Raw genomic sequence first — 26,974 nt, 5'->3', positions numbered from 1 at the left:
ACGATCTTCAATTTATGTTATCACGAATCGATAAGAAATCCCATTAGGACCATTGAAGCGAATTTTCACATTTATTTATTCTTCTGCCGGTATCAATTTGTTCCCTTTCCTAATGAAAGCTGGAGAAGAATCAATCAGCCTCCAAAGAACAAATCCAATATATTGCCGGCAGTTGAAGTTTCTTTATTATAAAACTCCGAATATCCGCATTTCTTACAGTAGACGACGAGAAAACGGTTATGCTGCACATCAAACAACTTTGACAATCCGGTTCCAGTTGTGGCAATTTCTTTTTGCCCAGCTTCAGTGCTTCCGCATTTTATACAGCCCTTGTTGTTCATCAAACGCAGCTCCTTTTCAAAAAAATGACATCGATATGATTTCATTTTACTACAAATGCCGTTTGGGATGAAACATGTCAACTTTAAAATTTGTTTAATTTTTCCCTGATGGGTGTATCTGACTGTAAGGAATGCTCCACTCATACAAACGCGGACTAGCTTACAATCTCATTTTGTTATTTTTTGCTGGTTCGTTTAATCTATTTCATACGGTCTCTAATATGTATAAAGAGGACTATAGGATTCATACCAAATCTCTCTATGTCTCCTCGTTCTATCTTGAAAACGTCTGTTTGTTAACTGCCACAACCAGATCAGGCTGTGAGCGAAAAGAAAAAGCTCCCTCATATCAAGGGAGCTTTCTGCCTGCCTATTAGCCTTCTACGCGAACTTCTTTCATCACGTCACCGTTAGACATGTTTTTCGCGAATTCTAGACCGCTTGTTACTTTGCCGAATACAGTGTGAACACCGTTTAAATGAGGCTGCGGCTCATGGACGATGAAAAATTGGCTGCCGCCAGTATCTTTTCCTGCGTGTGCCATAGAGAGTGCGCCTGCTTCATGTGTGTGCGGGTTTCCTTCTGTTTCACATTTGATTGTGTATCCGGGACCGCCTGTGCCAGTACCGTGCGGGCATCCGCCTTGGCTGACGAAGCCTGGAATGACTCGGTGGAATGTAAGGCCGTCGTAAAATCCTTCGTTTGCAAGCTTTTCAAAGTTTGCAACTGTACCCGGTGCTGCTTCCGGATAAAGTTCAAATTCAATTTTGTTGCCGTCTTCTAATAAAAAGTAACCTGTTTTCAATTGTATGCCCACTTTCTTTATTTTAATTTTCAAAGGAGAAATTTATGTATCATCATTATGGCTTGTCTCTCCTTGTCGCGGCTATTATACCACACCTTTTTGGGGAAAACGACTCTCCGGCTTTTCTCCAAAATAAAAATGAAACCTGAACCTCTCTATCTCCGTCTAACCTATCGGAACTGTATTTTTCATCATGATTCAGGTCCTCGCAAAGCAGCTTTAACTGCTGCTTGTGAAATGAAGGAGGTCAACTGCTTTGAAAAAAATATGGATTGGAATGCTGGCAGCGGCCGTTTTGCTGCTGACGATTCCGAAAGTCAGTCTCGCGGATGCCGCAGTCGGAGATGTCATCGTGACACTTGGTGCAAATTTGTCAGAATCAGATAAGCAAAAAGTGCTTGATGAAATGAATGTCCCTGATAATGCCACAACCGTGACCGTTACCAATAAGGAAGAACACGAATATTTAGGAAAATATATACCAAGCGCGCAAATTGGCTCAAGAGCGATTTCATCATCGTCTATTACCATTGCCAAAAAAGGCTCCGGATTAAATGTTGAGACACATAATATCAGCAGCATTACGGATGAAATGTACCTCAATGCCTTGATGACAGCCGGCGTTAAGGACGCGAAGGTTTATGTTACCGCTCCGTTTGAAGTGTCCGGTACTGCGGCTTTGACAGGCTTGATTAAAGCATATGAAGTTTCTTCTGACGAAGCGATTTCTGAAGACGTTAAGCAAGTCGCCAACCAAGAGCTTGTGACGACCTCAGAGCTTGGTGACAAAATCGGTGACGAAAATGCGGCTGCGCTGATTGCAAAAATAAAAGAAGAGTTTGCTAAAAACGGTGTGCCTGACAATAAAGCCGATATTGAGAAAAAAGTGGATGATGCGGCTTCCGATTTAAACGTCACACTGACAGACAGCCAAAAGGATCAGCTTGTATCCTTGTTCAATAAGATGAAAAATGTTGATATCGACTGGGGACAGGTCGGTGACCAGCTTGATAAAGCGAAAGATAAGATTAGTAAATTTTTAGACTCAGATGAAGGCAAGAACTTTATCCAGAAAGTCATTGATTTCTTCGTTTCCATCTGGAACGCGATTGTTTCTATATTCAAATAAAAAAAGCGCCGAATTCCCGGCGCTTTTTTTATTGCTTCACACTCGTTTTAAATGGCAGATCCAGTTTTACAATATCCTCGTACGTTTCTCTTTTTACGACTAAATGAGCCTCTCCGTTTTCTACAAATACAACGGCAGGTCTTGGAATTCTATTATAATTATTGGCCATGCTGTAGCCATAAGCTCCTGTACAGAAAACAGCAAGCAGATCTCCTTCTTTTACTTCCGGCAGGTCAATATCCCAAATGAGCATATCTCCGCTTTCACAGCACTTGCCCGCAATCGATACCGTTTTATCGTGCGCTTCACCGATACGGTTAGCTGTAACAGCTTCATATTTTGCCTGATAGAGAGCCGGACGGATATTGTCGTTCATTCCTCCGTCAACAGCTACATACTGCCGGACACCCGGCACTTCTTTTTGGGAGCCGACTGTATAAAGTGTTGTGCCTGCGTCTCCTACAAGCGAGCGGCCCGGTTCGATCCAAATTTCCGGTATGTCAAATCCATAGCGGGCTGCATTTGTTTTTACTGCTTCGATAATTTTTTCTACATATTCAGTGGCATGAAGCGGTTCATCTTCTTCCGTATAACGAATGCCAAAACCGCCTCCAAGGTTCAGCACCTTTGAAACAAATGAGTATGCTTCTCTCCATTCGTCAAGTTTTTTGAAGATTTTTTCTGCTGCTAGCACGAAACCGGCTGTTTCAAAAATTTGCGAACCGATATGGCAATGAACACCCAGCAGCTGAATGTGTTCTGATTGTAAAACCTGTTCAATCGCCTGTTCAGTTTGTCCGTTATGAAGGTCAAAACCAAACTTTGAATCTTCCTGTCCCGTTGTAATGTAGTCATGTGTATGCGCCTCTACTCCGGGGGTAATCCGCAGGAGAACATCAATTGAGTGCCCAGTTTCTTTGCACAGGTCTTCAAGAATCGAGATTTCATAGAAATTATCAACCACAATGCAGCCGATACGGTGTTCAAGCGCCATCCGCAGCTCTTCCCTGCTTTTGTTATTTCCGTGAAAGTGAATGCGCTCCGCAGGAAATCCTGCTGCAACAGCTGTGTAAAGTTCTCCTCCAGACACGACATCTAAGGAAAGCCCTTCTTCCTCGGCAAGCTGAATCATCGCAACAGAAGAGAATGCCTTGCTCGCATACGCGACCTGCGCTGTCAGCCCTGCAGTTATAAATGCCTGCTTAAAGCTTTTAGCACGCTCACGTATTAAAGCCACATCATATACGTAAAGAGGCGTGCCGTATGTTTCAGCTAAATAGAGAGCGTCCACACCTCCGATTTCCAAATGCCCATGTTGATTTTGTCTGCTAGTGCCGTGTAAGAACAATGTCATTCCCTCTTTCTCCGCTTATGGGTGAAAAGGACAGTTTTATGGACTGTCCTTTCATAATTAAGACATACATTATCATACTCTTCAGTCAGTTTCAATGCGATTATGAATTGGTAGGCTGTCTTAAGCGATTTCTTGGGTGAACAATGCTTGGTCTTACTTTCGCACCAGGTTTCGCCGTGCGAATCAACACCTGCCATAGCGCCTTTCCGTTAAACGGGATGAGCGGCCATAAGTATGGGGTTTGAAGGGATTTTATGCTGGCCATGGCAATAATAAGCACAGTAAATCCTATAACGAGCCCTTTTACATGAAAGAGCGCTACTAATATCATAAGTGTAAGACGGGCCATTTTATTTGCCAGGCTTAATTCATAGCTTGGCGTCGTAAAGGTTCCAATAGCGGCAAGCGAGACATACAGTATGACCTCAGGAGAGAACAGCCCCACATCAATGGCAATTTGCCCGATTAGAACCGCGGCAATTAGTCCCATTGCGGTAGATAAAGCGGTCGGTGTGTGAATAGCCGCCATTCTGAGAAACTCAATTCCTAAATCAGCTAAGAAAATCTGCAGAATGATCGGGATGTGCATATCTTTATTCAACCCGATAAATTTTAGATTCTCTGGCAGCAGTTCCGGTTGAAGAACAAAGAGAAACCAGATGGGGAGAAATAAAGTAGAAGCAAGAATGCCGAAAAATCGTACCCATCTTAAAAAGGTTCCCACAGAAGGAGCCTGTCTGTATTCTTCAGCATGCTGAACATGATGGAATAAGGTTGTCGGCGTGATGATCACACTCGGCGATGTATCAACCATAATCACGACATGGCCTTCAAGTACGTGATTGGCCGCCACATCGGGCCTTTCTGTATAACGGACGAGCGGAAACGGGTTGTAGCTTTGTTTGATAATAAACTCTTCGACTGTTTTGTCTGCCATTGTTAATCCGTCGACATCAATGGCAGCAATTTCTTTTTCCACGATGTCAACCAGATCCGGATCTGCAATGTCTTCGATATAACAAATGCTCAGATCCGTTTTTGAACGCTCGCCGACCTTTGTCATCTTAACGCGAAGGCGTTCGTCCCTGATCCGTCTTCTGAGAAGCGCGGTATTGACGACGATATTTTCAACAAATCCGTCTCTGGCGCCTCTGACCACCTTTTCCGTATCCGGTTCTTCCGGATTTCTTCCCGGATAGCTTCTGACATCAATGATAAAAGCAAATCCTGCATCTTCGACAATAACTGCGACTAACCCGGACAGCACCTGGTCGGTGGTTTCATCCAGCGTTTTTACTTTTTCGACCTGGGCGTTGAGCAGCCTGTTTTCAACGATATCGACCAGTTCTTCAGGGTCCTCTTTTCCTGTCCGGTTGTTAATGGCAACTAGCTCTCTCATTAAGTGAATGATAAAGGCAGTGTCACATAATCCATTCAAATAGTACAGCTGAACTTCTCTGTCTAAAATGGTAAGCTTGCGAACACCTACATCATAGCTGATTCCCATTCCGACTCGATTTTTAAAATAAGCTTCATTTTTGTCTGGATTCCGATAAACCCGGATTTTCTCTTCCTGTTTGTCCGGCATGATACCCGCTCCTTTCTAAAATAAACTCGACCGCTTTCATGGTGATTGGCGACCCTTTCGATATATCGTCTTTCCTGCCCATTTTGCCGATATCCCCGATACCAACGATAAGCGGCAGATCAAGTTTATCAAGGCAATAGACCGTATCCCCGTTCATTCTGTGTTCATCGAATTCCCTCTCTCCGATTTTATCCACGCCGTATTCTGTTATCTCTCCATTGCGGTCAATGCTTACGTCAACCCTGGTCCATTCAGCCTGATGGGTTTTCGACGCTACCGCAATCACACCAAGCACTTCAATTGCCGGATGAGTGGCCACATAGGTCAGAGCGGTTTCTCCCGGTCCCTCTCCTTGAAGGCCGGAGTCGTCAAACATGACAAATACAGGGTCATACGGTGCTGATGTAATCAGCCTGACAAGCTCGGCGCCGCTGCGGGTGGAGGGATTGCCTTTTGATTGAGAAATACATCTCCCTCCAACTCTTCTTGCGGCGTATTCAATTGTTTTAGCGGCATACACATCTCCGTCTGTTACCAGTATGACCTTGCGTTTTGTCGTCATCTCGGCATTATCCTTTCGGTTTAAAAATAACAGCGACGATAAAGGCGAATAGAATGGCGGCTGATATACCGGCAGATGTCAGCTCGAATATCCCCATACCGATTCCGATAAATCCGTGTATATGCGCCTGATGCATGGCACCGTGCAGAAGGCTGTGGCCAAAGCTGACAATCGGAACCGTGGCGCCTCCTCCAGCAAACTCAATAAATTTATCGTAAATGCCAAAACCGTCTAAAATCGCCCCGATGACGACAAAGGATGTCATGACGTGGGCAGGCGTCAATTTAAATATGTCCAGCAGCAGCTGCCCGACAATACAAATGGCGCCTCCGCAAACAAAAGCCAAAAGATAGTCCACTTAAGATGCACCTCCTGCACGTTCAAATACAACCCCGTGTGCGATGGTCGGAATGGTTTGTTTTTGCTGGATCATGGTCGGGCTTAATAGCGCCCCGGTTGCTACTACAAACACACGGTTTAATTTTCCTTCTTTCAGCTGCTTGAAAATATGTGAGTAGGTTACAACCGCGGAACAAGCGCAGCCGCTTCCTCCGGCAAACACCTGCTGATCCGGTGTGTAAATCAGAAGCCCGCAATCATCATGTTTTGTGCCGACCGGATATCCCTCTTCTTTCAAGATATCTTTGACAATAGGAGATCCGACGCCGGAAAGGTCTCCCGTCAGGATCAGATCGTAGTCGTCCGCTGTGCGGTTCATGTCTTGAAAGTGCTGTTTAATGGTATCAGCAGCAGCAGGAGCCATGGCTGATCCCATATCAAACGGGTCGGTAATTCCTAAGTCAGCCACCTTCCCTATAGTTGCACTTGTAATTTGAATATCACTCGGTGTCTGACTAATGACAACCGCACCGCTCCCAGTTACAGTAGATGTCGCAGTATCCGGTTTTTGCCCGCCGTATTCCGTCGGATAGCGGAACTGTCTTTCGGCTGTGGCATTGTGACTGCTTGTAGCAGCAATTGCCCGATTTGCAAATCCGCCGTCGACTAAGGCAGATGCAACAGCAACTGTTTCCATTGATGTTGAGCATGCGCCAAACATGCAAAGAAACGGGATTTTCAGATGCCTTGCCACATAGTTAGCTGTGACATTTTGATTCAACAGATCGCCTGCAAGCAAAAGATCAATATCATCTTTTTTCAAATTGTTTTTTTGCAGCACGGTATTGATGGCGTCCTCCATTAGCTGCCTTTCAGCCATTTCCCAGCTTTTTTGATTACAGTGCATGTCGTCATAGGTTTTATCATATAAAGACCCGAGCGGACCGTCTTTTTCCTTAGGCCCTACTGCTGTTCCCGCTGCATTGACAAATAAGGGATGCTCAAACACCCAGGTTTGCTTTCCTGTTAATTTCATTTCTTTCTCCTCCTATGACATCAGTTTCTCAAAAGCAAACCGAATCATTCCGACGATGTAAGCAGCCACAACACCGAATACGATGACGTTTCCCGCCAGTTTAAACATGTTTGTCGCTACTCCCAATACTAAACCTTCGCTTTTATACTCAAGAGCCGCGCTTGCCATACTGTTGGCAAAGCCGGTGACAGGTACAGCTGATCCTGCGCCTGCAAACTGACCGATTCTGTCATAAATGCCGAATCCGGTGAGCAACGCTGACAATAGGATCAATGTTGCCGCCGTAGGGTTTCCTGCTGTTTTTTCGTTAAAATCAAAAAAATGGATATAAAAATTCTGCAGACCTTGTCCGATCATGCAGATCAAACCGCCTACAAGAAAGGCTTTTACACAGTTCCATACGTAAGGCGGCTTTGGCTGATATGTTTTTACTTTTGATTTGTAGTTTTCTTTTATGTTTGTCATATTGAAACCTCCTTATGAATGATGAATAAAATACAGCCAATGAAATAAAGAGCCCGCGATTTTTCCAATGACAATGGCCATTAATAGAATAATGATTTTACTTCTGAGGCCGATTCGTTTAGCCAAGATCGGCAGGACATTTAACACTTCTGTCAGCGCGGCTGCAAGCATCCCGACAAATACTCCGGCCAACAGCCCGACCGGCACGGCAATCCACTTTGATAAAAAGAGATGGTGCATATGCAGTGTTTCCCAGCCCCCGCAAACCGCACCGAGAATAACAGCCGCTTCATAAGCTTGAACAAATCTCATCGTTTTGGTGAGCTGCATCAGACGCGGAATGATTCCCATCACGGTTAAAAAAGCCACGAAACCTGCCCCGACTGTGATGCCTCCGCCGAGCCCGACAAAAATGATGAACAATACACTAACGATCATGCAGGTCCTTTATTGTTTCTTCATTTTCATGCATGGCCACATATTGATCGAGATCAAGCTGATAGTTAAACATTTCAACCTCCAGCGGGCTGGGCTCTTCATTAAGGCGCTTTTTAAAAATGTGGTTAAAAAACACGATCATCCCCAGTCCCAAACCGATGCTGTAAGGGATTTGAAGTAAATATGGATAGTCATTCCGCTCTCCGGTTATGATTTCATATAGCGCAATATGAACATCTCCCATGCTGACATCCTCATGGAAGTTCATGATGGCGAGGCACGATCCGATAAACAGCAGCAGCCAGACACCAATAAAAAGAACGGTTGATATGTGCCGTTTCTGGTACTGAATTTCAACAATGGTTTCAGCTCCGCCCACAGTTTGAACATCGAGTGTGGGATCCTGCTGATAAATGGCTTTGAGCACTTTTATGATATCCAGAATTACGATATTTTTATCTTTTTCGCTCACCTGATACAGCGGCATAGCCGACAGTTTCTTTTTCAGCTGATGCTGCCCTTCTATTTGCGCGGCATCCCCGACCGTTATGATATCCCCCGGATGTGCCAAAACGCGGTGGCGAAGCCTGATAAATAGTCGTCGTTCCATCATTGATCACCATCTTTCGGTGGTTATATATGTAGTATGTGGTTCGATTTTGTTCTCATTCATCCGCTTGAAAAGACCATAAATTACCACGCTTTTGCAAAACAAAAAGCCAGCCTGCAGTGACAGACTAGCTTTCCGTATGATCCATTTGAACCTTGATCTGTTTTAATATTTTCTTTTCAAGCCTGGATACCTGCACCTGAGATATCCCCAGCCGCTCAGCAACTTCTGACTGCGTCTGATCTTTATAATACCGAAGATAGACGATTAATTTTTCCCTTTCCTCCAAATCGCTGATTGCTTCTTTCAGCGCAATCTTGTCAAACCATTTCTCTTCTGAGTTATCGGCGATTTGGTCAAGCAGGGTAATCGGATCTCCGTCATTTTCATAAACTGTCTCATGAATCGAAGACGGAGCTCTTACTGCCTCTTGGGCTAGCACGACATCTTCAGCTTCAATCTCCAAATGTTCGGCGATTTCCTGTACGGTCGGCACCCTGCCCAGTGTTTTTGAAAGTTCATCTTTCGCTCGGCGGATTTTGTTGCCAAGCTCTTTTAATGATCTTGACACCTTGACAGTTCCGTCATCACGGATAAAACGCTGGATTTCGCCGATAATCATCGGCACTGCATATGTCGAGAAGCGCACATCATAGGTTAAATCAAATTTATCAACAGATTTTAACAGCCCGATGCAGCCAATCTGAAAGAGGTCATCGGGCTCATATCCTCTGTTTAAAAACCGCTGTACGACAGACCAAACAAGACGCATGTTTTTTTCTATGAGGAGGTCTCTTGCCTGCTGGTCGCCATCTTGGCTCTGTTTGATTAATTCTTTTACTTCATGGTCCTTCAGCTGAGCGTTCTTACCGTTTTTCTTAACCTCCACATCCATAACAAATCTCCTTAATTACAAAGCGCTTTGCTTTTTGATAAGTGCTTTGTTAAGCGAATCGTCGTCCCCATTTCGGGTGATGAATCGATACTGACATCATCCATGAAATTTTCCATAATGGTAAAGCCCATACCAGAACGCTCCAGCTCAGGCTTTGTTGTGAATAAAGGCTGGCGGGCTTCTTCCAGATCTGTAATGCCGAGCCCTTCATCACGAATGGTCATATATACGACATGATCTTCCAGCGTCACCGAAATATATACTTTTCCGTCGCCATTTTCTTCATAACCATGGATGATGGCATTCGTCACCGCTTCTGACACCACGGTTTTGATCTCGGTGAGTTCATCCATGGTCGGGTCAAGCTGTGCAATAAATGAAGCAACCGTCACACGCGCAAACGATTCATTTTGGCTGAGAGCGGAAAAATCAAGGTGCATTTCATTTTTCATGATGCCACCCCCAGCGTGAGCAGTGCCTGCTGCTCAGATTGTTCAAAACGAATAATTTTAAACAGGCCAGACATATCAAACAGCCGTTTCACTGCCGGAGAGATGGCGCAAACGACCATTTCCCCGCCAATTTGCTTAATTTGTTTGTATCTGCCTAAAATAACGCCAAGCCCCGAGCTGTCCATAAAGGAAAGGTCCTCCAGATTCAGCACGATATGACGAATATCATCCTTTTCCAATGATTCCGTTACTTTTTGTTTCAGCGTTTCAGCCGTATGGTGATCGAGTTCGCCTGTTAATCGAATACAAAGCACTGATTCTTTGACATGCATGTCAATTCCAAGGCTCATGCTCATTCCTCCTTGATATGATCGGATAATGAGTGTTTCGATTTCGCAGGAATGAATTCCTTCACCGTGACAAAACTAGTGATCATTCGGCATAATTACTTAAATTTTGTCCAATCTCCCATTGCCCTCTTTAAAAACGTTAAGTATCCGGCTTTTTCCATATCATCTTTAGCGACGACAGGACTTTCAGCAAGCACTTTTCCGTCCTTTTTCAACACAAGCGTGCCAAGCTCTTGGCCCTTTTGAACCGGAGCGCTTACATTGTTGTTCATTTTAATTTCTTTTTTCACATGTTTCATATCCTCGCCTTTTTTTGTCAATACAGAAATCGGCTCAGAAGTGGTGAGTTCTATCACTTTTTGTTTGCCTTTTTTGACCTTTGCTTTTGCTACCGTTTCATTTCGTTTGTACAAAGGATGTGTCTCATATTGGCTGAAAGCATAATCAAGCATCTTTGTGACTTGCGCATTTCTTTCCTTAGGTGTGCTTGCCCCGAACACAACAGCAATCGCCCGCATGTTCCCTTTTTTAGCCGAAGCGGTCAGGCAGTATTTCGCTTCTCCTGTATAGCCTGTTTTGACGCCGTCTACACCGGGATAAAATTTGATAAGCCTATTTGTATTCACTAACCAAAACTTTTTATCTGTGTTTTCACGTAAATAATCCTCATACGTACCTGTAAACTTGGTGATTGATTCATATTTCAATAATTCCTTAGCCATAATTGCCATGTCATAAGCCGAGCTGTAATGCCCTTCCTCGGTCAAGCCGGTCGGGTTTTTAAAGGATGTATCTTTTAATCCCAGCTCTTTCGCTTTTTTGTTCATTTTTTTCACAAATTCATCCTCGGATCCCGAAATAAATTCAGCCATCGCTACGGATGCGTCATTTCCTGATGCAATCGCAATGCCCTTCAGCATTTCTGTAACTGTCATTTCCTCCCCGGGCTCAAGGAAAATCTGTGATCCGCCCATTGAAGCAGCATGTTCGCTCGTACGGACCTTATCACTCATCTTGATTTTTCCTTCATCTAAGGCTTCCATGATTAAAAGCATCGTCATGATTTTTGTCATGCTTGCAGGCGCCAGTCTCTCACGGCTGTTCTTGTTGTAAAGCACTTTTCCAGTATCACGTTCAATCAGCACCGCAGACTTGGCTTCATGAGCAAGCTCCGATGTATGTTTTCCGTCTTGTTTTGCAAATGCGGACGGTGCAAATGTAAGCAGCATCATACCAATCAACAAAGTGGATAAAAGACGTTTCATCTCAAAAGCCCTCCATTTCATAATCCTTTTTATTTTTTCCAAGCTGAATGGTTTTATACACCACTGTTGGAAAATGTTTCGGGACTTTTCGACATAAAAAAGACAGCTGTTTCGATTAGAAACAGCTGTCTTCTTATTTTTTCTGAATTCCATATTTATTCGTACTTAGCAACTACCGCTTTCACAAGCTGCAAGAATCCGGCTTTCACCTTTTCTGTCACTTCCATGACTTCATCGTGGGATAAAGGCTGATCCAAAATTCCGGCTGCTGCGTTCGAAATGCAGGAAATGCCGAGTACGCGGAGACCCGCATGGTTTGCCACAATCACTTCCGGTACGGTAGACATGCCGACTGCATCAGAACCCATTGTTCTTAAAAAGCGCACTTCCGCCGGTGTTTCGTAGGAAGGACCTGTCACAGCGGTATACACACCTTTTTGAATTGGAATGTTAAGGTCTTTCGCCATTTTTTCAGCCAGGCTGGAAAGATCTTTATCATAGGCTGAAGACATATCAGGAAATCTGGCGCCGAAATCTGCTTCGTTTGGCCCGATTAATGGGTTTGTCCCCATAAAGTTAATGTGATCTGTAATGATCATTAAGTCTCCCGCACGGAATTCAGTGTTTACGCCCCCTGCCGCATTTGTCACGATCAAAGCCTCGACTCCGAGCGCTTTCATGACGCGAACAGGAAAAGTGACTTTTTCCATTGAATAGCCTTCATAGAAATGAAAGCGGCCCTGCATGGCGATGACGGTAACTCCCTCAAGTGTGCCAAGCACAAGCTGTCCGGCGTGTCCCTCAACCGTTGATACCGGGAATTCCGGGATATCCTCATATTTCAGCTTAACAGGATTTTCGATTTGATCAGCCAAAATACCAAGACCTGAGCCTAAAATAAGGCCGATTTTTGGTGATTCAGGCAAGTTTTGTTGAATAAAAGCGGCTGCGCGTTCGATTCTGTCTTTCAAGAAACAGTCCCCCTATTGTAATAAAGATAAAAAGCTTTTACCGTATTTCGGTTTTGTTGTTTGGAAATTATCCGCGATCGTTGCGCCGATATCGGCAAATGTATCTGCAAGCGGCAGCATTTGCGCTTTCTCATGTTTTTTGCTGTATGCAAGAATCGGCACATACTCACGTGTATGGTCTGTTCCGTGATGAATCGGATCATTGCCGTGATCGGCTGTAATGATTAACAGATCATCTTCTTTCATTTGTTCGAATACTTCCGGAAGGCGAGCATCAAATTCTTCAAGCGCGCGTCCGTAGCCTTCCGGATCACGGCGATGGCCGTATAAGGCGTCAAAATCAACAAGGTTTGCAAAGCTCAGACCCGTAAAGTCTTCTCCGAGCGTGTCAACCACCTTGTCCATTCCGTCCATATTAGATACCGTTCTGCGGGAAGACGTAATTCCTTCTCCATCATAAATATCAGAAATTTTTCCGATTGAAATGACATCTAAGCCGCTGTCTTTCAATTCATTCATCACAGTGCGGTCAAACGGCTTAAGCGCATAGTCGTGGCGGTTTGGCGTCCGTTTGAAATGTCCCGGCTCGCCGACGAACGGCCGTGCGATAATGCGGCCTACCATATATTTCGGATCAAGCGTCAGCTCTCTCGCCGTTTCACAAATGCGGTACAGTTCTTCAAGCGGAACAACTTCTTCGTGAGCGGCAATTTGCAGAACAGAGTCAGCTGAAGTGTACACAATTAAAGCGCCTGTCTCCATATGCTCTTTGCCGAGTTCATCCAAAATAGCTGTGCCAGAAGCCGGCTTGTTTCCGATAATTTTGCGGCCCGATCTTTTCTCAAGCTCCTGAAGCAGTTCATCAGGAAAACCCTCAGGGAACACTTTAAACGGTTTATCAATGTATAAGCCCATGATCTCCCAATGGCCTGTCATTGTATCTTTGCCGTTTGACGCTTCTTGCATTTTTCCAAAGTACGCGAGCGGCTGTTCTGTTTTTTCAACGCCCTTGATATCACCAATAAGGCCAAGGCCGAGTTTTGCCATATTCGGCATATGTAATCCGTTCATGTGCTCGGCAATATGCCCGAGCGTATTGGCGCCTACGTCATTAAAGTCGGCGGCATCAGGCGCTTCGCCAATTCCGACTGAATCCATTACGATTAAAAACACGCGATTATATTTGTATGCAGGCATCATAAAAGCCTCCTTTTTTTCTATACGTCTATTGTATCGCCTAGAGGTCTGACAACTCAAGTATAAACCGTTTTCATTCCCGTTGACAATGCATTTGAAAATAATGAGAAACTTCATTATTTTCTGTCTGGTCTAAAGAAAAAAGCCGCAGCCTGCTGCGGCTAGGCACGCGGATGGTACTGCTTGTACACATCCTTCAGCCTTGTTTTCGTCACATGCGTATAGATTTGCGTCGTAGATATATCCGCATGGCCGAGCATTTCCTGCACCGCTCTTAAATCAGCCCCGTTTTCAAGCAGATGCGTTGCAAAGGAATGCCTGAGTGTATGCGGGGTGAGCTCTTTTTTGATTCCGGCTTCGAGCGCGATTTTCTTCAGATTTTTCCAAAACCCCTGGCGGCTGATCTGCTTGCCGTGATGATTTAAAAAGAGTGCGTCAGACACTTTGTTCTTCAGCAGTTTCCCCCTGGCTTTCATCATATATTCTTCAATAGCAGAAGCAGCGGTTTCACCGATCGGCACAATCCGCTCTTTCCTCCCTTTTCCGAAACAGCGGACAAACCCCATTGACAAATGGACATCTGTCGTTTTCAATTCAATCATTTCACTGACTCGGATACCTGTGGCATAGAGCAGCTCCAGCATCGCTTTATCCCGATAGCCAAAAGGACTCGTAAGCTTAGGCGTGTCCAACAGCCGCTCAACCTCGTTCAGCGCCAGCACCTTTGGAAGCGTCCGTTCTGTTTTTTGTGTTTCGATATGTACGGAAGGGTCTTTGTCCGTCACCTTTTCCCTAAGCAGAAATTGATGAAAAGAGCGAATCGATGCCAAATGCCGCGCTGATGTCTTTCCGGATTTCCCCGAGTCCTTCAAGTGCTTCAAATATTGGATAATATGTATACGGGTCACATCGTTCCAATTGTTGATATGAAGGGTTTCTGTTATATAAAGAGAATAGCTTTTCAAGTCACGCTCATAGGAAACCACCGTATTTTGAGAAAGCCCTCTCTCTACCATGACGTAGTGGATGAAATCCTTTATTTGATCTTTCACTCTAGATCTACTCCCCATTTTGGTAAAAAAAGATTAACCGGTCAAACCATCCGCCTTTTTCTTCCGCATCCATTTCAACAACTTTTACGGCGGAGCCTTCAGGTTTATCGTACCGATGATAGTTTTCATACTCTTGATTTACCCATATCATAGCATAATAGAAGAGAGCGGTAAAACCTGTGAACAGAATAAAAACCTTCAATGTATCAACAGCCGTTTTCAGGAATCTTCCCATGTCCCAATCGATCCTTTCTCTATGGTTCCAGTTATTTAAACCATATGCCAAATCAGAAAGGAATTATACGTCGAAACAGCAAAAAACCCTTTCCCCAAGAGAAAAGGTTCGAGCCCGGCATCGTCTATTCAGTTTCTTTTCCGTTACAGCGGTGGCAAATGCCGTGAAACGTCAATCTATGATCTTTGATCTTAAATTTCCAATCACGTTCAATGACTTCTTCTACGTCTTCAAGCAAATCTTCTTCAATTTCATCAACGGCTCCGCACTCCATGCACACCAAGTGGTGATGAAAGTGAGCTGCCCCCTCCTTACGAAGATCGTAACGGGACACGCCGTCTCCAAAGTTAATTTTATCAACGACTTTTAATTCAGTTAGTAATTCAAGCGTACGGTATACTGTTGCGAGACCGATCTCAGGAGATTTCTCTTTTACGAGGAGGTATACATCTTCTGCGCTTAAATGGTCTTCTTCGTTTTCAAGCAGCACTCTTACTGTCGCTTCACGCTGAGGCGTAAGTTTGTAGCTGGATGAGTGCAGCTGTTTCTTAATTCGATCAATACGGTTTTCCATGTCTTTCCCTCCTACGCCGCATTCCATGACTCATTATAACAAAATAAGCGCGGAGTTCCAACTATAATTATTATAAACTGATAAATAAAATGATTTTCTTTTAATAATGTTTTTAAAAAAGTCGCGATGTCAGCTTTTCCATCAAAACAGGCGACATGTATGCTTCAAAGAGAGACGAGATCAGCGCTAAAAATAAAATGATCAGGAGAACAACAGCATATCGCCCGAACCACTGGATCGGCGCATCATGCAGACTTCGTTTAACGAACAGCTGTCTGATCAGCTTTAAAGAAAATGCAATCGCACACGTGCCCATAATGAGATAAGCCGGAATAAGCAGCACATTTTGCGGCAAAACCGAGACAAAGGATAAGAAGAAACCGCTGATTCCCATCTGGTTGACGAGAAATCCCACAGTAAATCCGACGACAATTCCTTTTAGAAAAATCATAATAAAAATGATCGGCATACCAATCACAGAAATGCCTAAAATCCACATCAGCCCTAAATACTTTACATTATGAAAAATGCTTTGCCAAAACATATCGGATGAGCTGGCCTGCTTTCCGTCTGATAGCTGTCCGAAAAATTGGCTTAAATAATAATATAAATCTTCTTTCTGGCTGATCGTCATGCTGTTCACAATAATAGCGCCAAAAATCACACCCATGAAAAACAGGACAGACACAAATATATAAAGAGAGAGATGATCCTTTACATGTCCGAGAAACATGTCCTTATAAGAAATTTTCCGCATATCGTTTCCTCCCGCCCGCTCTATTGATTTGATTTAATAGATTGTATGAAAGAAACGAAAAAACATGCTCTTTTTCAAAAAGAAACGATAGAGATTGCTAGGCGGCTGTTTCGGACATAAAAAAATCCCTATCATCAAATGCATTATGATCATAAGGATTTTTGTGTTTATGCTTTCTTTTATTCAATATGTCTTTTTTGCTTTTTGTCATTCTTTCATGGGTGCTGAAGGATGGAGAACTGCCTCTTGATACTGAGGCGTCCCGTCCGCTGTTTCTAAGCAGATGCTCCCGTTTTCTTTTCGCTCGGCTTTTTGCCATGCTGATCACTCCCTGTTTCATTTTGGTTCATTATAGCAAATGGAACATGTTATTAAAATGTTTTGAATCTGTCAGAAAAAAACAGCACCTGTCGTGCCAGGTGCTGTTTTCATTTTAATGTTTGACCGCTGCTGTAAGAGCTGCGCGTTCAACCGCGGCTGTCACTTCGTGATGGACCTTTGAATCCAGCGGCTGCGGAACCACATCGCCTGGCTTTGTGCAGGCTGCAATGGCCTCTGCTGCCGCCACAAGCATATCGTGATTGATTTCCTTGCTTTTGGCATTCAGTGCTCCTCTGAATATACCAGGGAAGCCAAGCACATTATTCACAGACCGCCCGTCAGCTGCATACGCTGCGCCGGCCTGCAAAGCAGCCTCAGGCTCAATTTCCGGCTTCGGATTGGATAATGCCAATATGACCTGACCAGACCGTACGAATTCAGGTTTAATTAAACCAGGAACTCCTGTTGTGGCAATGACAATATCACATGTTTCCATTAACTCTTCGATGCTGGCAGCTGTCTGTCCGCCGTATTGCTCAAGACGATTCATCGCCGCCTCTGATTTGTCTGTACCGCATACAGCTTTGACGCCGTAAGCCATAAACATCCGGCAGATGGCTACGCCCGCTGCGCCGAGGCCGATCTGCCCCACTTTTGCTTCTTTCAAGTCAACGCCTGCGCTTTTACATGCCGAAATGGCAGCTGCCAGCGTGACGACAGCTGTCCCATGCTGATCATCGTGCATGACAGGGATATTGAGCTCCTCTTTTAGGCGATCTTCAATTTCGAAGCAATGCGGTGACCCGATATCCTCAAGCAGGATGCCGTTAAATCCTGGTGAAATATGTTTTACCGTATTGATGATTTCTTCAGGATCACTTGTATCCAGCAAAATCGGTATACCGCTGATCCCTGCCAGCTGATCAAACAGCGCTGCCTTTCCTTCCATAACAGGCATTCCCGCTACAGAGCCGATGTTACCAAGGCCGAGAATGGCTGTTCCATCAGTTACAATTGCGACCGAGTTGCTGATTGTTGTATAGATATCAGCCTTCTGAGGTTCTTTCTCGATCAGTCTGCAGACGTCTGCTACACCTGGGGTATAGACGCGCCCAAGCTCTGCCAGCGAACGGATTGGCATTTTGCTTTTCATTTGGATTTTTCCGCCTTCATGAGCAGACAGGACTTCATCAGATACCGTGTGAAGCCTGATCCCTTCGCCAAGAGCCTGAACAGCCATGATCACTTCCTGAAGCTGTTCTTCATTTTCCACTTGTACAGTAATATTGCGCATCGTGTAATTGGGTCCGACTTTTACCGTCTCCACATCACCAATGTCTCCGCCCAGAAGGCCTATTGCTGTAGCCACTCTTCCGAGATTTCCGGGAACCGAAGGCGTTTCTATCATCAGTGTCCGAATCATGTGTTTCGCTATCATTCAGTGATCCTCCCCTTAGCCTAGTTTTTCAGCTTGAGCTGTATCGTTTTTCGTATACCATATACATTTTCCTGTATAACCATAGATAATGGCAAGACCTATTGCGACAAAACTGAGCCACATAAACGGCAAATAAGAGAAGGTAGAAACTCCTAAAATCCCGGCCATGTAAATGCCGTTATCAGACCAAGGGACCATACCTGAAGTCAAAGTTCCCCCGACCTCTGAATTACGGGATAGAACTCTTCTGTCCAGATGCAAACGGTCATAGCTGTCTTCCATAATTTTCGGTGTCAAAATAAGAGATACATACATGGCACACCCGAAGATGTTCGCCAAAAATGCTACAATCAGCGTAGATAATGTCACATTGCCCGCTGATGTCAACTTCTTTTCAAACAATGAAACAATGACTTTTAACACACCTAGCTTCTCGAGCAACCCGCCAAAGCCGAGACCAAAGATAATCACGACGAGAGAACCGAGCATGCCTACGATGCCTCCACGGTTTAAGAGGCCGTTTAAAAACTCAACATCTGTTTTAATAGAGAAGCCGTTGTACGCCGTTGCAATCGCATCCGCGAAATTCATCCCTTGGAAAACAGCAGCCCAAACAGCGCCAAGCAATGCACCAATTACGATAACCGGCATAGACGGCTTTTTCACCGCTAATAAGACGATAACGATTACAGCCGGGATGAGCATCCAAATATGAATGTCAAATGTATTCTGCAATGAAGATTTCAAAAATTCAACTTTGTCGAGATCAATATTTTTCCCGCCGTACATAAATCCAACAGCTGTAAAGAGAATAGCCGTAATCACATATGCTGGTATTGATAAATAAAGCATCGCTCTGACGTGAGCCAATACATCCACTTTTGATAATGAAGAAGCCAGGACTGTGCTGTCAGACAGAGGAGACAGCTTGTCCCCGAAGTAAGCTCCGGAAAGAATGGCTCCAGCTACAAGAGGAAGCGGGATTCCGAGGCCTTCACCAATTGCGATCATGGCAATACCGGCTGTTCCAACTGTTCCCCATGACGTTCCTGTTGCCACAGACATAATAGAACAAATAATTAACGTTGCGAGTAAAAAGATACTAGGATGAATAAATTCTAATCCATAATAAATCAAGGTCGGCACGACGCCTCCGGCAATCCATGTTCCAATGAGCGCTCCGACTGAAACGAGAATCAGAACGGCTTCGAGACCGTTTGATATTCCGCTAAGAATCGCATTCTGCAAATCTTTATAAGAATGACCGAGTCTGATTCCGAGAATCATTGCAATAAACCAGGAAATAAAAAGCGCAAGCTGTATCGGCAAGTCCAAAAAGACTGTAAACGACATGACAAGTGCCAAAAATACTCCTAGTACGATAATAATTTCAAATAGTGTTGGCAATCTTACATCCTTCAAAAGAAGTCCCCCTTAATGAAAAAGCTAAAACGCTTTCAATAAATAGTGCAACACGTATACTATACTTCCTCATCCCTATGCTTGTAAACAGCTTATTCACCGGCTATTCAGAGGTGAATAAGCTGCATTTTGTTTTAATTTTATTTTTCTAATAGCTCTTTTCCAGCAATCCCCGGCTTTGTCATCTCGTATGGATTTAAAATGATATCCAGTTCTTCTTCTGTCAGCACATCATGCTGAAGGCAAAGATCACGGACGGACTGGCCTGTCATAATCGCTTCCCTGGCGATTCGGGCAGCCGCTTCATAACCAAGATGCGGATTCACAGCGGTAATAACGCCAGCGCTTTTTTCTACGTATTGTTTCAAGCGTTTTTCATTAGCTTCGATGCCTTTTAAGCAATAGTCAGTGAAGGAACGGAAACCATTGTTCATAATGCTGATTGATTGCAGCAGATTAAAGACGAGCACTGGCTCCATAACGTTTAACTCAAGCTGACCTGCTTCTGAAGCTAGGCAGATGGTATTATCGTTTCCAATCACCTGGAACGCAATTTGGTTAATGAGCTCCGCCATAACCGGATTGACTTTACCCGGCATGATGGAAGATCCCGGCTGGCGGGCAGGCAGAGAAATCTCCGCAAGTCCGGCGCGCGGTCCCGATGCCATTAAACGAAGGTCGTTCGCAATCTTCGACATGTTCATCATGCAGACTTTTAATGATGCAGAAACTTCTGTGTAAGCGTCTGTATTTTGCGTTGCATCGACAAGATGGTCAGCGCCGACAAGAGGCAGTCCGCTAATATCAGCAAGGTGTTTAACGACTTGTTTGATATATTCCGGATCGGCGTTCAGGCCAGTGCCGACTGCAGTAGCGCCCATGTTGACTTCATACAGGTGCTGCCGGGATTGTTTAATGCGTTTAATATCACGCTCAAGAACACGGCTGTATGCATCAAATTCCTGGCCGAGCCGAATCGGAACAGCGTCTTGAAGGTGAGTCCGCCCCATTTTAATGACAGAATCAAATTCCTGCGCTTTTTGTTTAAACACACCATGCATGTCTTCCATCGTCTTAAGCAGTTTTTCCAGCAGATTCAGTGTGGAAATATGAATGGCTGTCGGAAACACATCGTTTGTTGACTGTGACATATTAACGTGTGTGTTAGGGCTTAAGTGGATGTATTCACCCTTTTTATGACCCATGATTTCGAGCGCGCGGTTTCCGATGACCTCGTTCGCATTCATGTTCATGGATGTACCAGCGCCACCTTGAATCGGATCAACGATAAACTGGTCGTGCCACTTGCCTTCCAGAATCTCGTCAGCGGCTTGTACGATAGCTTGGCCAATTCCTTCATACAGCCGTTTTACATCCATGTTTGCAAGAGCGGCAGCTTTTTTCACAATCGCCAGCGCGTTAATCATTTCTTCATGGATTTTATATCCCGTAATCGGAAAGTTTTCTGAAGCACGCAGCGTTTGGATGCCGTAATAGACATCTGCTTCAATTTGTTTTTCTCCAAGGAAATCTTTTTCCACGCGGTATTCTTTTTGGCCGTTTAACATAATCTTTAACCTACTTTCTCTATAATGGTTATAGTTTTAGCTATTTTACAGGACAACGTCATCGGCAATCGGGGTTTCCATAATTCTTTTTACGACCGGCAGATCTGAGGATTGACCGAGTGCCCACATTAATTTAGGAACGATTGCTTCAGTGTTCATGTTTCTAGAGCGGATAATCAAGTCCTGATTGACTCTGCGGCCGACTTCGTAAATACTCATATCTTCGCCTTCTTCCAAGCATTGAGTCGTAATGACGACAACGATGCCGCTTTCAATCAGCTCATTTACCTTGGACAAAATGTCTCTGCCTTCAAACGGAACGCCTCCGCTGCCATAACTTTCGATGACAATTCCTTTGTACATGCTTTTCAGAGCGTCCAGCATTTCCGGCTTTAAGCCCGGATGCAGCTTAAGCAGACAAACATCTGTGCATAGTGAAGTGTCAACTGTGAAGGAGTCGTTCTCAGGTTCCGTTACTTGTTTGTTGTATTCAATCCCGTCTTCTGTAATAAAAGCGATATATGGATAATTGATGCTTTCAAACGCGTCATAGCTTTTCGTTCTTAACTTGATCGCACGTGTTCCTTGAATGACTCTGCCGTCAAACACAACATAAACCCCACCTACACCTTCACAGGCAAAGCGAATGGCATCTGTAATATTTTTTTTGGCGTCTGTCTTTTGAAAGGTAATCGGAATTTGCGAGCCTGTAATCACAATCGGCTTTTTAGCATGCTGCAGCATATAAGATAATGCGGCGGATGTATAGGCCATTGTATCTGTACCATGGGTAATAACAAATCCGTCATAGGCCTCATAATTTTCTTTAACGGCTTCCGCTATCTCTACCCAGTATTCAGGCTGCATATTGGTGCTGTCTATATTCATAAGCGATTGGGTTTCCATCGTGTAATCGTTATCAAGTTTTGATACGTAACTTAACAACTCGTCAGCCTTCACCCCCGGGGCAAGCCCGTTTTCCCCTTCAACTGAAGCGATCGTTCCCCCAGTTGTCAACATCAATAATTTTTTCATACCATACACCTCTTCACTATATCTAAAGATGGGTTTGCGAGAAGGCATTCGCTTTTCGCATACTTTTAATGCAATTATAGACACGGAAAATAAAATACGCAAGACATTATTATTCAATTCGCGTACACTTCCGAATACCTATATGATATAATCAGCTCAAGTTGAAAAAGGAGCGGAAGTCCATGAATTTAGATCGTTTAACTGAATTGAGAAAAAAGAAAAATTGGTCGCTTCAATATACGGCTGACCTCCTGGGCATCGCAAAAAGCACATACGCGGGATACGAGTCCGGCTACCGCCGCCCTTCGCTTGAGGCGCTGGCAATGCTGGCAGACCTTTTTGATACAACCTGCGATGACCTCTTAGGCCGCCCAAAACAAAAGCAGACTGCTCCTCAGACCATTGAATTGACCACGTGGAGCAGCCTTGACATTGATATTGCTGTTGACGGCAAGCCGCTGTCTGAAGACGAAATTATACAGCTGATCACCTTTATCCGGACAAAGAGAAAAGTCCAGGAGGAACTGAGTTAATTTTCACTCATGACTTAACTTTCCCGTAGGTTCCTCCTCCTCCGGCTTTCAGTTCAAGCTTTCCTGACCTCGCTTTCACAATAAGAGCGGCGGTTTTCGGCGGAACAACCCGAGCCAGATCCTCCTCTGAAGTCTCATGGAGAACAGCCATTTCTGTGCCAAAGGCAGTCTTCAGCTTGTCCAAGGTTTTCGGTCCGACACCCGGAACAAATTGCAGCGGTATCTGATGGACATATCTAGGACGCGTTATGCTTTTTCCAGACTGATCACTCAGTTCGCGCAGTCTTTCGGTGACACCCTTTGTCAATCTGGCACTTCCGCATTCCGCGCACGCCGTTGCCCCGCTTACTGTACGCTCCCCGCATACTTCACAAGCCGTTTGATAATACTTCCCCAACAGCGGATCTAATCCGTAATTTGCAGTAATTTTCCTGTTGTCCTGCCCCTTTAATGCAAGAGCAAACTCAGAAAAATCAGCTGACTGCACATATAGTTCATTATATTCTCTGCCGATCTTCCCTAAGGAATGCGCATCAGAATTTGTTAAAAATGAATATTTATTTAATTCGGATACCCGTGAAGCCATAGGTGTGTCACAGCTTAAACCAAGCTCGACCGCATCTATCATAGAAGGATCAAAAACCTCAGTTAAACTTGACTTAACCCCTTTTCCGTACAAGCTTTTGTGGGGCGTGAAAATATGGGCGGGGATAAACAATCCGCCCATTTCCTTTACTTTTTTTTGAAGGTTCAAACCTGTTTCGTATATCCGTTGCGAGCTTAAGTGAATATTTTTCATCCGCGCTGAAAGCCAGGCTGAAAATTGTTTCATATCAGCGAGTGTCGGCATAAAAGCGAGCACATGAACCGGCCCGCTGCAGGCTTCATCGTAAATCTCCAGCTCGCTTCCCAACAAAAGAGTCGTGCTGCGGTAGCGAATCCCGCCGCCGTCAAGCTCGCTATATTTTCCGGATGAAATGCCTTCCTCAAGCTCCAGGATGACTTCCGGAGAATGACAGTCGATAATACCAAGAAGTTCAATCCCTTTATGTTCACTGGCTTCAACCAAAATTCGGTCCAGCGTCAGTGTTTTGGCGCCTGTTATTTTGACAGCCCTTCCCGTAAAGGTCCGGCCGATATGAATGTGCAAGTCCGCGTAAATCTTTTTCATTTTTGTGCTTGGAGCGCTTCTTTCAGTTGAAGATACTGAATCGCATAGGCTGTTTTAGCATCATATACTTCACGCGATTCAACCAGCTTCAGCGCCTCTTCAAGCGTCACCTCCATCACTTCTACAAACTCGTCCTCATCAAGCTCCCGTTTTTCTTCAAGCACAGACAGCTCTTCCGCAAGAAAAACGTGGACAATTTCATCGGCAAAACCGGGCGATGTATAGAATGCTGTGATTTTCGTCAGCTTTTTCGCTGTGTATCCTGTTTCTTCTTCCAGCTCCCGAAGCGCCGTATACTCCGGCTCTTCTCCTTTTTCCAGCTTTCCGGCCGGTATTTCAATGATCGTCCGCTCCAGCGGCTTCCGGAATTGTTTCACCATTATGATTTTCCCTTCGTCTGTGACAGCCAGCACCGCTACCGCACCAGGGTGTTTTACAATTTCGCGTTTACTCGTTTTTCCGTTTGGGAGCTCGACGTCCTCTACATAAAGATCAATAACTTTACCCGAAAAAATCTGTTCTTTAGCAATTGTTTTTTCTTCTAAGTGTTTCATTTCTTCATCTCCCGTTCTGTCTCTATATCATGCCCCATACATTTTATCATACTAGAGAAAAGGGGGCTTCTTTATGAAAGTGTACCGTATGCAAAAGGGCGTCGTTTTAGTGGGAAAAGCGTGGGAGGTGCGGGCGAAGCTCAAGGAATACGGGCGCACATTCCGGTATGTGAAAGATTGGATTTCCGAGCCGTAAAAGTTGAAAACTCCGCTCCTTTATATTACGGTCATTACAAAGCCTAAAAAAAGGAGTGTGCACATGAGAAAGCGCAAACTAGGTTCATCTGATTTAGAAATAAGCGAAGTCGGACTTGGCTGTATGTCCCTTGGAACCGAAAAAAATAAAGCGCTATCGATCCTTGATGAAGCCATTGAGCTTGGCATCAACTATCTGGACACAGCTGATTTGTATGACCGCGGCCGCAATGAAGAAATCGTCGGCGAAGCGATTCAAAACAGACGCCAGGATATTATTTTGGCAACGAAAGCGGGAAACCGGTGGAGTGACGAAAGTGAAGGCTGGTATTGGGACCCTTCAAAAGCCTACATAAAAGAAGCTGTGAAAAAGAGCTTGACACGGCTGAAAACGGATTATATCGATCTGTATCAGCTTCACGGCGGCACAATAGAAGACAACATTGACGAAACGATTGAAGCATTTGAAGAATTAAAGCAAGAAGGTGTCATTCGTTATTATGGAATTTCTTCTATTCGCCCGAACGTCATTAAAGAATATGTGAAAAAGTCAAACATCGTCAGCATTATGATGCAATTCAGCCTGTTTGACAGACGGCCGGAGGAATGGCTCCCGCTTTTGGAGGAACATCAGATCAGTGTCGTTGCCAGGGGCCCGGTCGCTAAAGGGCTGCTGACTGAGAGACCGCTTGAACAAGCGGCTGACAGTATCAAACAAAACGGGTACTTATCCTATTCGTTCGAGACACTGACAAATGCCCGCAAAGCGATGGAGAATGTCGCGCCAGATCTGTCCATGACAGAAAAGTCGCTGCAGTATCTGTTAGCACAGCCGGCTGTCGCCTCAGTGATTACAGGCGCCAGTAAGGTTGAGCAGTTACGGGAAAACGTTCATGCTGCAAACGCACGGCGTTTAAGTGAAGAGGAAATCAAAGCGCTCCAATCTCATACGAAACAAGACGTTTACGAAGCCCACCGCTCTTAACAGAAAAACCAGCACCTGACCAGGTGTTGGTTTATTTATATTGATGCCAATCCAACGGACTTTCATTTAGGAGCTCTTCGAAGGTTTTATTTTTTTCGATCTCCTTTTTCTTTCTGATCTGTTCTGCTTTTTCTCTTTTCTGTCTCTCCTGATCCTCTTCCTTCAATTGGCTTTTCATCTGCATCAGCTTTTCTTTTATATCGGATTGAAGGTCGTCTTTTAATTGGTGTTTGTCAGCGGATTTTTGTTTTTTCATGCTCGCTTCCCCCGTGTTTTTGTTTTGAAGCCAGTTTATCATGGAGATTCAGGCTGAACAAGCAGACTCTCTTCTGAAAAACGCTGTCATATTTTTCTGCCGGCTCAGCAGCGTTTAGGTATAATGGTTTTAGAAGGTTATCCATAATAGAGTTGAAAGGTGCTGTGTCTTTTGAAAAGATTCCTTTTAGCCATCGGCGCTGTCTTGGCAGCTGTAGCTGCTATCGGTATTTGCTTCACAAATATCATTATGTTCATAAAGAAAAAAACCGACGAAGAGATTATGAAAAGAGAAACAGATGACGGGCATGATGTATTTGAATCGTTTGAACGCATGGAGAAAACGGCTTTTGTGATTCCATCGGCTTACGGATATGATATAAAAGGCTACTATGCTGCACCGCACGATACATCAAATACAATGATCATCTGCCACGGTGTGACCGTGAATGTATTGAATTCTCTCAAATATATGGATTTATTTCTTAATCTCGGCTGGAATGTGCTGATTTACGATCATCGCCGGCACGGACAAAGCGGCGGAAAGACTACAAGCTATGGTTTTTATGAAAAGGATGATTTAAACGAGGTCGTCAAATGGGTGAGAGAAAAAAACGGCAACCTCGGATTGGTCGGAATTCATGGTGAATCAATGGGAGCAGTGACTGCTCTGCTGTATGCAGGCGCACATCCTGACGATGGCGCTGATTTTTATATTGCCGATTGCCCGTTTGCAAGCTTCGAAGAACAGCTTGCGTATCGTCTGAAAGCGGAATACCGGCTGCCTTCCTGGCCGATTCTTCCCATTGCCGACTCCTTTTTGCGGTTCAGGGACGGCTACCGCGCACGCGATGTATCTCCGCTTGCCGTCATCGAAACGATCGAAAAGCCGGTCCTCTTTATTCACAGCAGGCACGATGATTATATTCCTGTTTCTGCAACCGAGCGGCTTTATAAAAAAAAGCCCGGTCCAAAGGAACTCTATATTGCTGAAGCTGGAGAACACGCCATGTCGTATACAAAAAACCGGGACACGTATCGAAAAACCGTGCAAGCCTTTTTAGACAAAATAACGTAAAAAG

At 44.5% G+C, this 26,974-nt stretch carries 33 protein-coding genes; 5 read left to right on the top strand and 28 right to left on the bottom strand.

Translation table 11 applies throughout. The annotated features are described in order from the left end of the window. Positions 1-134: 134 nt before the first annotated feature. Together M1D69_RS09185 and M1D69_RS09180 are read right to left on the bottom strand one after the other, a co-directional pair. Complete coding sequence (locus M1D69_RS09185; protein ID WP_010334793.1) at positions 135-341, bottom strand: zinc ribbon domain-containing protein; 207 nt, start codon at positions 339-341, stop codon at positions 135-137. 373 nt (positions 342-714) lie between these two features. After that, on the bottom strand, positions 715-1,146 hold the full coding sequence (locus tag M1D69_RS09180) for a peptidylprolyl isomerase (protein WP_003223931.1): 432 nt from the start codon (positions 1,144-1,146) through the stop codon (positions 715-717). Positions 1,147-1,402: 256 nt separating this feature from the next. Between M1D69_RS09180 and M1D69_RS09175 the strand changes: the two genes are divergently transcribed. Next, positions 1,403-2,275, top strand: coding sequence for a DUF1002 domain-containing protein (locus M1D69_RS09175; RefSeq protein ID WP_458103953.1), 873 nt, complete (start codon positions 1,403-1,405; stop codon positions 2,273-2,275). Between the two features lie 28 nt (positions 2,276-2,303). Here M1D69_RS09175 and lysA read toward each other — a convergent pair whose 3' ends face one another. The 23 genes from lysA to ansA form a co-directional block, all read right to left on the bottom strand. Next, entirely contained in the window at positions 2,304-3,623 is a 1,320-nt protein-coding gene (gene lysA, locus M1D69_RS09170; RefSeq protein ID WP_458106175.1) for a diaminopimelate decarboxylase, read from the bottom strand. A gap of 106 nt (positions 3,624-3,729) precedes the next feature. Continuing rightward, positions 3,730-5,217, bottom strand: coding sequence for a spore germination protein SpoVAF (gene spoVAF, locus M1D69_RS09165; RefSeq protein ID WP_069487226.1), 1,488 nt, complete (start codon positions 5,215-5,217; stop codon positions 3,730-3,732). After that, on the bottom strand, positions 5,162-5,779 hold the full coding sequence (gene spoVAEA, locus M1D69_RS09160) for a stage V sporulation protein SpoVABEA (protein ID WP_095713213.1): 618 nt from the start codon (positions 5,777-5,779) through the stop codon (positions 5,162-5,164). Before spoVAEA ends, spoVAF begins: the two co-directional genes overlap by 56 nt. A 7-nt stretch (positions 5,780-5,786) precedes the next feature. After that, positions 5,787-6,137 (bottom strand): stage V sporulation protein AE, encoded by a 351-nt coding sequence (spoVAE, locus tag M1D69_RS09155; protein ID WP_003230467.1) that lies wholly within the window; start codon positions 6,135-6,137, stop codon positions 5,787-5,789. After that, a complete protein-coding gene (gene spoVAD, locus M1D69_RS09150) occupies positions 6,138-7,154 on the bottom strand; it encodes a stage V sporulation protein AD (protein ID WP_024121921.1) in 1,017 nt (338 codons plus the stop codon). It abuts the gene before it with no gap. Between the two features lie 12 nt (positions 7,155-7,166). Then, complete coding sequence (gene spoVAC, locus M1D69_RS09145; protein WP_024121922.1) at positions 7,167-7,619, bottom strand: stage V sporulation protein AC; 453 nt, start codon at positions 7,617-7,619, stop codon at positions 7,167-7,169. A gap of 12 nt (positions 7,620-7,631) precedes the next feature. Further along, positions 7,632-8,057 carry a stage V sporulation protein SpoVAB gene (gene spoVAB, locus M1D69_RS09140; protein WP_024121923.1) on the bottom strand — a complete coding sequence of 142 codons (426 nt, stop codon included), beginning with the start codon at positions 8,055-8,057 and terminating at the stop codon, positions 7,632-7,634. Further along, entirely contained in the window at positions 8,047-8,667 is a 621-nt protein-coding gene (gene spoVAA / locus M1D69_RS09135) for a stage V sporulation protein SpoVAA (protein WP_044154790.1), read from the bottom strand. The genes spoVAB and spoVAA overlap by 11 nt, the downstream gene beginning before the upstream one ends. Positions 8,668-8,794: 127 nt before the next feature. Beyond that, positions 8,795-9,562 carry an RNA polymerase sporulation sigma factor SigF gene (sigF, locus tag M1D69_RS09130; RefSeq protein ID WP_024121925.1) on the bottom strand — a complete coding sequence of 256 codons (768 nt, stop codon included), beginning with the start codon at positions 9,560-9,562 and terminating at the stop codon, positions 8,795-8,797. Positions 9,563-9,573: 11 nt separating this feature from the next. Then, positions 9,574-10,014, bottom strand: a complete 441-nt coding sequence (spoIIAB, locus tag M1D69_RS09125; protein ID WP_458103954.1) for an anti-sigma F factor — start codon at positions 10,012-10,014, stop codon at positions 9,574-9,576. Then, positions 10,011-10,364: an anti-sigma F factor antagonist gene (gene spoIIAA, locus M1D69_RS09120; protein ID WP_010334804.1), complete on the bottom strand. Its 354-nt coding sequence runs from the start codon at positions 10,362-10,364 to the stop codon at positions 10,011-10,013. The genes spoIIAB and spoIIAA overlap by 4 nt, the downstream gene beginning before the upstream one ends. A 95-nt stretch (positions 10,365-10,459) precedes the next feature. Further along, the gene (locus tag M1D69_RS09115) at positions 10,460-11,629 is read right to left on the bottom strand and encodes a D-alanyl-D-alanine carboxypeptidase family protein (protein WP_105991705.1); all 1,170 of its coding nucleotides are present in this window, start codon (positions 11,627-11,629) and stop codon (positions 10,460-10,462) included. 155 nt (positions 11,630-11,784) lie between these two features. Beyond that, entirely contained in the window at positions 11,785-12,600 is an 816-nt protein-coding gene (locus M1D69_RS09110; RefSeq protein ID WP_458103955.1) for a purine nucleoside phosphorylase I, inosine and guanosine-specific, read from the bottom strand. 12 nt (positions 12,601-12,612) lie between these two features. Continuing rightward, positions 12,613-13,797: a phosphopentomutase gene (gene deoB, locus M1D69_RS09105; protein WP_458103956.1), complete on the bottom strand. Its 1,185-nt coding sequence runs from the start codon at positions 13,795-13,797 to the stop codon at positions 12,613-12,615. Between the two features lie 161 nt (positions 13,798-13,958). Continuing rightward, positions 13,959-14,849 (bottom strand): site-specific tyrosine recombinase XerD, encoded by an 891-nt coding sequence (gene xerD, locus M1D69_RS09100; RefSeq protein WP_458103957.1) that lies wholly within the window; start codon positions 14,847-14,849, stop codon positions 13,959-13,961. A 7-nt stretch (positions 14,850-14,856) separates the two neighbouring features. Then, positions 14,857-15,084 carry a YqzK family protein gene (locus M1D69_RS09095; protein WP_010334808.1) on the bottom strand — a complete coding sequence of 76 codons (228 nt, stop codon included), beginning with the start codon at positions 15,082-15,084 and terminating at the stop codon, positions 14,857-14,859. 124 nt (positions 15,085-15,208) lie between these two features. After that, positions 15,209-15,658 carry a ferric iron uptake transcriptional regulator gene (gene fur / locus M1D69_RS09090; RefSeq protein ID WP_024121932.1) on the bottom strand — a complete coding sequence of 150 codons (450 nt, stop codon included), beginning with the start codon at positions 15,656-15,658 and terminating at the stop codon, positions 15,209-15,211. Positions 15,659-15,770: 112 nt separating this feature from the next. Further along, on the bottom strand, positions 15,771-16,415 hold the full coding sequence (spoIIM, locus tag M1D69_RS09085) for a stage II sporulation protein M (protein ID WP_024121933.1): 645 nt from the start codon (positions 16,413-16,415) through the stop codon (positions 15,771-15,773). Positions 16,416-16,512: 97 nt separating this feature from the next. After that, positions 16,513-16,734: a hypothetical protein gene (locus tag M1D69_RS09080; RefSeq protein ID WP_458103958.1), complete on the bottom strand. Its 222-nt coding sequence runs from the start codon at positions 16,732-16,734 to the stop codon at positions 16,513-16,515. A 114-nt stretch (positions 16,735-16,848) separates the two neighbouring features. After that, the gene (locus M1D69_RS09075; protein WP_458103959.1) at positions 16,849-18,174 is read right to left on the bottom strand and encodes a malic enzyme-like NAD(P)-binding protein; all 1,326 of its coding nucleotides are present in this window, start codon (positions 18,172-18,174) and stop codon (positions 16,849-16,851) included. Between the two features lie 15 nt (positions 18,175-18,189). Beyond that, the gene (gene mleN / locus M1D69_RS09070) at positions 18,190-19,596 is read right to left on the bottom strand and encodes a malate-H+/Na+-lactate antiporter MleN (protein WP_458103960.1); all 1,407 of its coding nucleotides are present in this window, start codon (positions 19,594-19,596) and stop codon (positions 18,190-18,192) included. 140 nt (positions 19,597-19,736) lie between these two features. Beyond that, positions 19,737-21,164 (bottom strand): aspartate ammonia-lyase, encoded by a 1,428-nt coding sequence (gene aspA / locus M1D69_RS09065; protein ID WP_024121937.1) that lies wholly within the window; start codon positions 21,162-21,164, stop codon positions 19,737-19,739. Between the two features lie 45 nt (positions 21,165-21,209). Further along, the gene (gene ansA / locus M1D69_RS09060; RefSeq protein ID WP_216394043.1) at positions 21,210-22,199 is read right to left on the bottom strand and encodes an asparaginase; all 990 of its coding nucleotides are present in this window, start codon (positions 22,197-22,199) and stop codon (positions 21,210-21,212) included. A gap of 182 nt (positions 22,200-22,381) precedes the next feature. Between ansA and M1D69_RS09055 the strand changes: the two genes are divergently transcribed. After that, positions 22,382-22,732 (top strand): helix-turn-helix domain-containing protein, encoded by a 351-nt coding sequence (locus M1D69_RS09055; RefSeq protein WP_024121939.1) that lies wholly within the window; start codon positions 22,382-22,384, stop codon positions 22,730-22,732. Between the two features lie 7 nt (positions 22,733-22,739). Here M1D69_RS09055 and M1D69_RS09050 read toward each other — a convergent pair whose 3' ends face one another. Then, a complete protein-coding gene (locus M1D69_RS09050) occupies positions 22,740-23,903 on the bottom strand; it encodes a TIGR00375 family protein (RefSeq protein WP_458103961.1) in 1,164 nt (387 codons plus the stop codon). Beyond that, a complete protein-coding gene (nudF, locus tag M1D69_RS09045) occupies positions 23,900-24,457 on the bottom strand; it encodes an ADP-ribose pyrophosphatase (protein WP_458103962.1) in 558 nt (185 codons plus the stop codon). The genes M1D69_RS09050 and nudF overlap by 4 nt, the downstream gene beginning before the upstream one ends. Before the next feature lie 73 nt (positions 24,458-24,530). On the opposite strand from nudF, the gene mciZ reads away from it, so the two are divergent. Both mciZ and M1D69_RS09035 read left to right on the top strand, forming a co-directional pair. Further along, entirely contained in the window at positions 24,531-24,653 is a 123-nt protein-coding gene (gene mciZ, locus M1D69_RS09040; protein ID WP_010334819.1) for a Z-ring formation inhibitor MciZ, read from the top strand. Between the two features lie 63 nt (positions 24,654-24,716). Beyond that, the gene (locus tag M1D69_RS09035; protein WP_458103963.1) at positions 24,717-25,637 is read left to right on the top strand and encodes an aldo/keto reductase; all 921 of its coding nucleotides are present in this window, start codon (positions 24,717-24,719) and stop codon (positions 25,635-25,637) included. A 31-nt stretch (positions 25,638-25,668) separates the two neighbouring features. On the opposite strand, the gene M1D69_RS09030 is transcribed toward M1D69_RS09035, so the two are convergent. After that, the gene (locus M1D69_RS09030) at positions 25,669-25,893 is read right to left on the bottom strand and encodes a YqkE family protein (protein WP_248338802.1); all 225 of its coding nucleotides are present in this window, start codon (positions 25,891-25,893) and stop codon (positions 25,669-25,671) included. Between the two features lie 171 nt (positions 25,894-26,064). On the opposite strand from M1D69_RS09030, the gene M1D69_RS09025 reads away from it, so the two are divergent. Further along, positions 26,065-26,970 (top strand): alpha/beta hydrolase, encoded by a 906-nt coding sequence (locus tag M1D69_RS09025; RefSeq protein ID WP_458103964.1) that lies wholly within the window; start codon positions 26,065-26,067, stop codon positions 26,968-26,970. The last annotated feature ends 4 nt before the right edge of the window (positions 26,971-26,974 follow it).

The organism is Bacillus sp. PK3-037, from assembly GCF_054161355.1.
Note: the sequence above shows the minus strand (reverse complement) of the source record. Positions and strands in the feature narration are given on the sequence as shown.

Excerpts from the sequence above, each read along its gene's own strand:
- aspA (WP_024121937.1), bottom strand. The coding sequence starts at position 21,164 with ATGTTAAACGGCCAAAAAGAATACCGCGTGGAAAAAGATTTCCTTGGA.
- M1D69_RS09185 (WP_010334793.1), bottom strand. The coding sequence starts at position 341 with ATGAACAACAAGGGCTGTATAAAATGCGGAAGCACTGAAGCTGGGCAA.
- spoVAB (WP_024121923.1), bottom strand. The coding sequence starts at position 8,057 with ATGATCGTTAGTGTATTGTTCATCATTTTTGTCGGGCTCGGCGGAGGC.
- spoVAA (WP_044154790.1), bottom strand. The coding sequence starts at position 8,667 with ATGGAACGACGACTATTTATCAGGCTTCGCCACCGCGTTTTGGCACAT.
- ansA (WP_216394043.1), bottom strand. The coding sequence starts at position 22,199 with ATGAAAAAATTATTGATGTTGACAACTGGGGGAACGATCGCTTCAGTT.
- M1D69_RS09080 (WP_458103958.1), bottom strand. The coding sequence starts at position 16,734 with ATGGCAAAAAGCCGAGCGAAAAGAAAACGGGAGCATCTGCTTAGAAAC.
- nudF (WP_458103962.1), bottom strand. The coding sequence starts at position 24,457 with ATGAAACACTTAGAAGAAAAAACAATTGCTAAAGAACAGATTTTTTCG.
- spoIIAA (WP_010334804.1), bottom strand. The coding sequence starts at position 10,364 with ATGAGCCTTGGAATTGACATGCATGTCAAAGAATCAGTGCTTTGTATT.
- spoVAF (WP_069487226.1), bottom strand. The coding sequence starts at position 5,217 with ATGCCGGACAAACAGGAAGAGAAAATCCGGGTTTATCGGAATCCAGAC.
- M1D69_RS09095 (WP_010334808.1), bottom strand. The coding sequence starts at position 15,084 with ATGGGAAGATTCCTGAAAACGGCTGTTGATACATTGAAGGTTTTTATT.
- M1D69_RS09035 (WP_458103963.1), top strand. The coding sequence starts at position 24,717 with ATGAGAAAGCGCAAACTAGGTTCATCTGATTTAGAAATAAGCGAAGTC.
- spoVAD (WP_024121921.1), bottom strand. The coding sequence starts at position 7,154 with ATGAAATTAACAGGAAAGCAAACCTGGGTGTTTGAGCATCCCTTATTT.
- fur (WP_024121932.1), bottom strand. The coding sequence starts at position 15,658 with ATGGAAAACCGTATTGATCGAATTAAGAAACAGCTGCACTCATCCAGC.
- M1D69_RS09030 (WP_248338802.1), bottom strand. The coding sequence starts at position 25,893 with ATGAAAAAACAAAAATCCGCTGACAAACACCAATTAAAAGACGACCTT.
- sigF (WP_024121925.1), bottom strand. The coding sequence starts at position 9,562 with ATGGATGTGGAGGTTAAGAAAAACGGTAAGAACGCTCAGCTGAAGGAC.
- spoVAEA (WP_095713213.1), bottom strand. The coding sequence starts at position 5,779 with ATGACGACAAAACGCAAGGTCATACTGGTAACAGACGGAGATGTGTAT.
- spoIIAB (WP_458103954.1), bottom strand. The coding sequence starts at position 10,014 with ATGAAAAATGAAATGCACCTTGATTTTTCCGCTCTCAGCCAAAATGAA.
- M1D69_RS09055 (WP_024121939.1), top strand. The coding sequence starts at position 22,382 with ATGAATTTAGATCGTTTAACTGAATTGAGAAAAAAGAAAAATTGGTCG.
- M1D69_RS09115 (WP_105991705.1), bottom strand. The coding sequence starts at position 11,629 with ATGAAACGTCTTTTATCCACTTTGTTGATTGGTATGATGCTGCTTACA.
- deoB (WP_458103956.1), bottom strand. The coding sequence starts at position 13,797 with ATGCCTGCATACAAATATAATCGCGTGTTTTTAATCGTAATGGATTCA.
- mciZ (WP_010334819.1), top strand. The coding sequence starts at position 24,531 with ATGAAAGTGTACCGTATGCAAAAGGGCGTCGTTTTAGTGGGAAAAGCG.
- spoIIM (WP_024121933.1), bottom strand. The coding sequence starts at position 16,415 with ATGCGGAAAATTTCTTATAAGGACATGTTTCTCGGACATGTAAAGGAT.
- spoVAC (WP_024121922.1), bottom strand. The coding sequence starts at position 7,619 with ATGACAAACATAAAAGAAAACTACAAATCAAAAGTAAAAACATATCAG.
- M1D69_RS09050 (WP_458103961.1), bottom strand. The coding sequence starts at position 23,903 with ATGAAAAAGATTTACGCGGACTTGCACATTCATATCGGCCGGACCTTT.
- M1D69_RS09075 (WP_458103959.1), bottom strand. The coding sequence starts at position 18,174 with ATGATAGCGAAACACATGATTCGGACACTGATGATAGAAACGCCTTCG.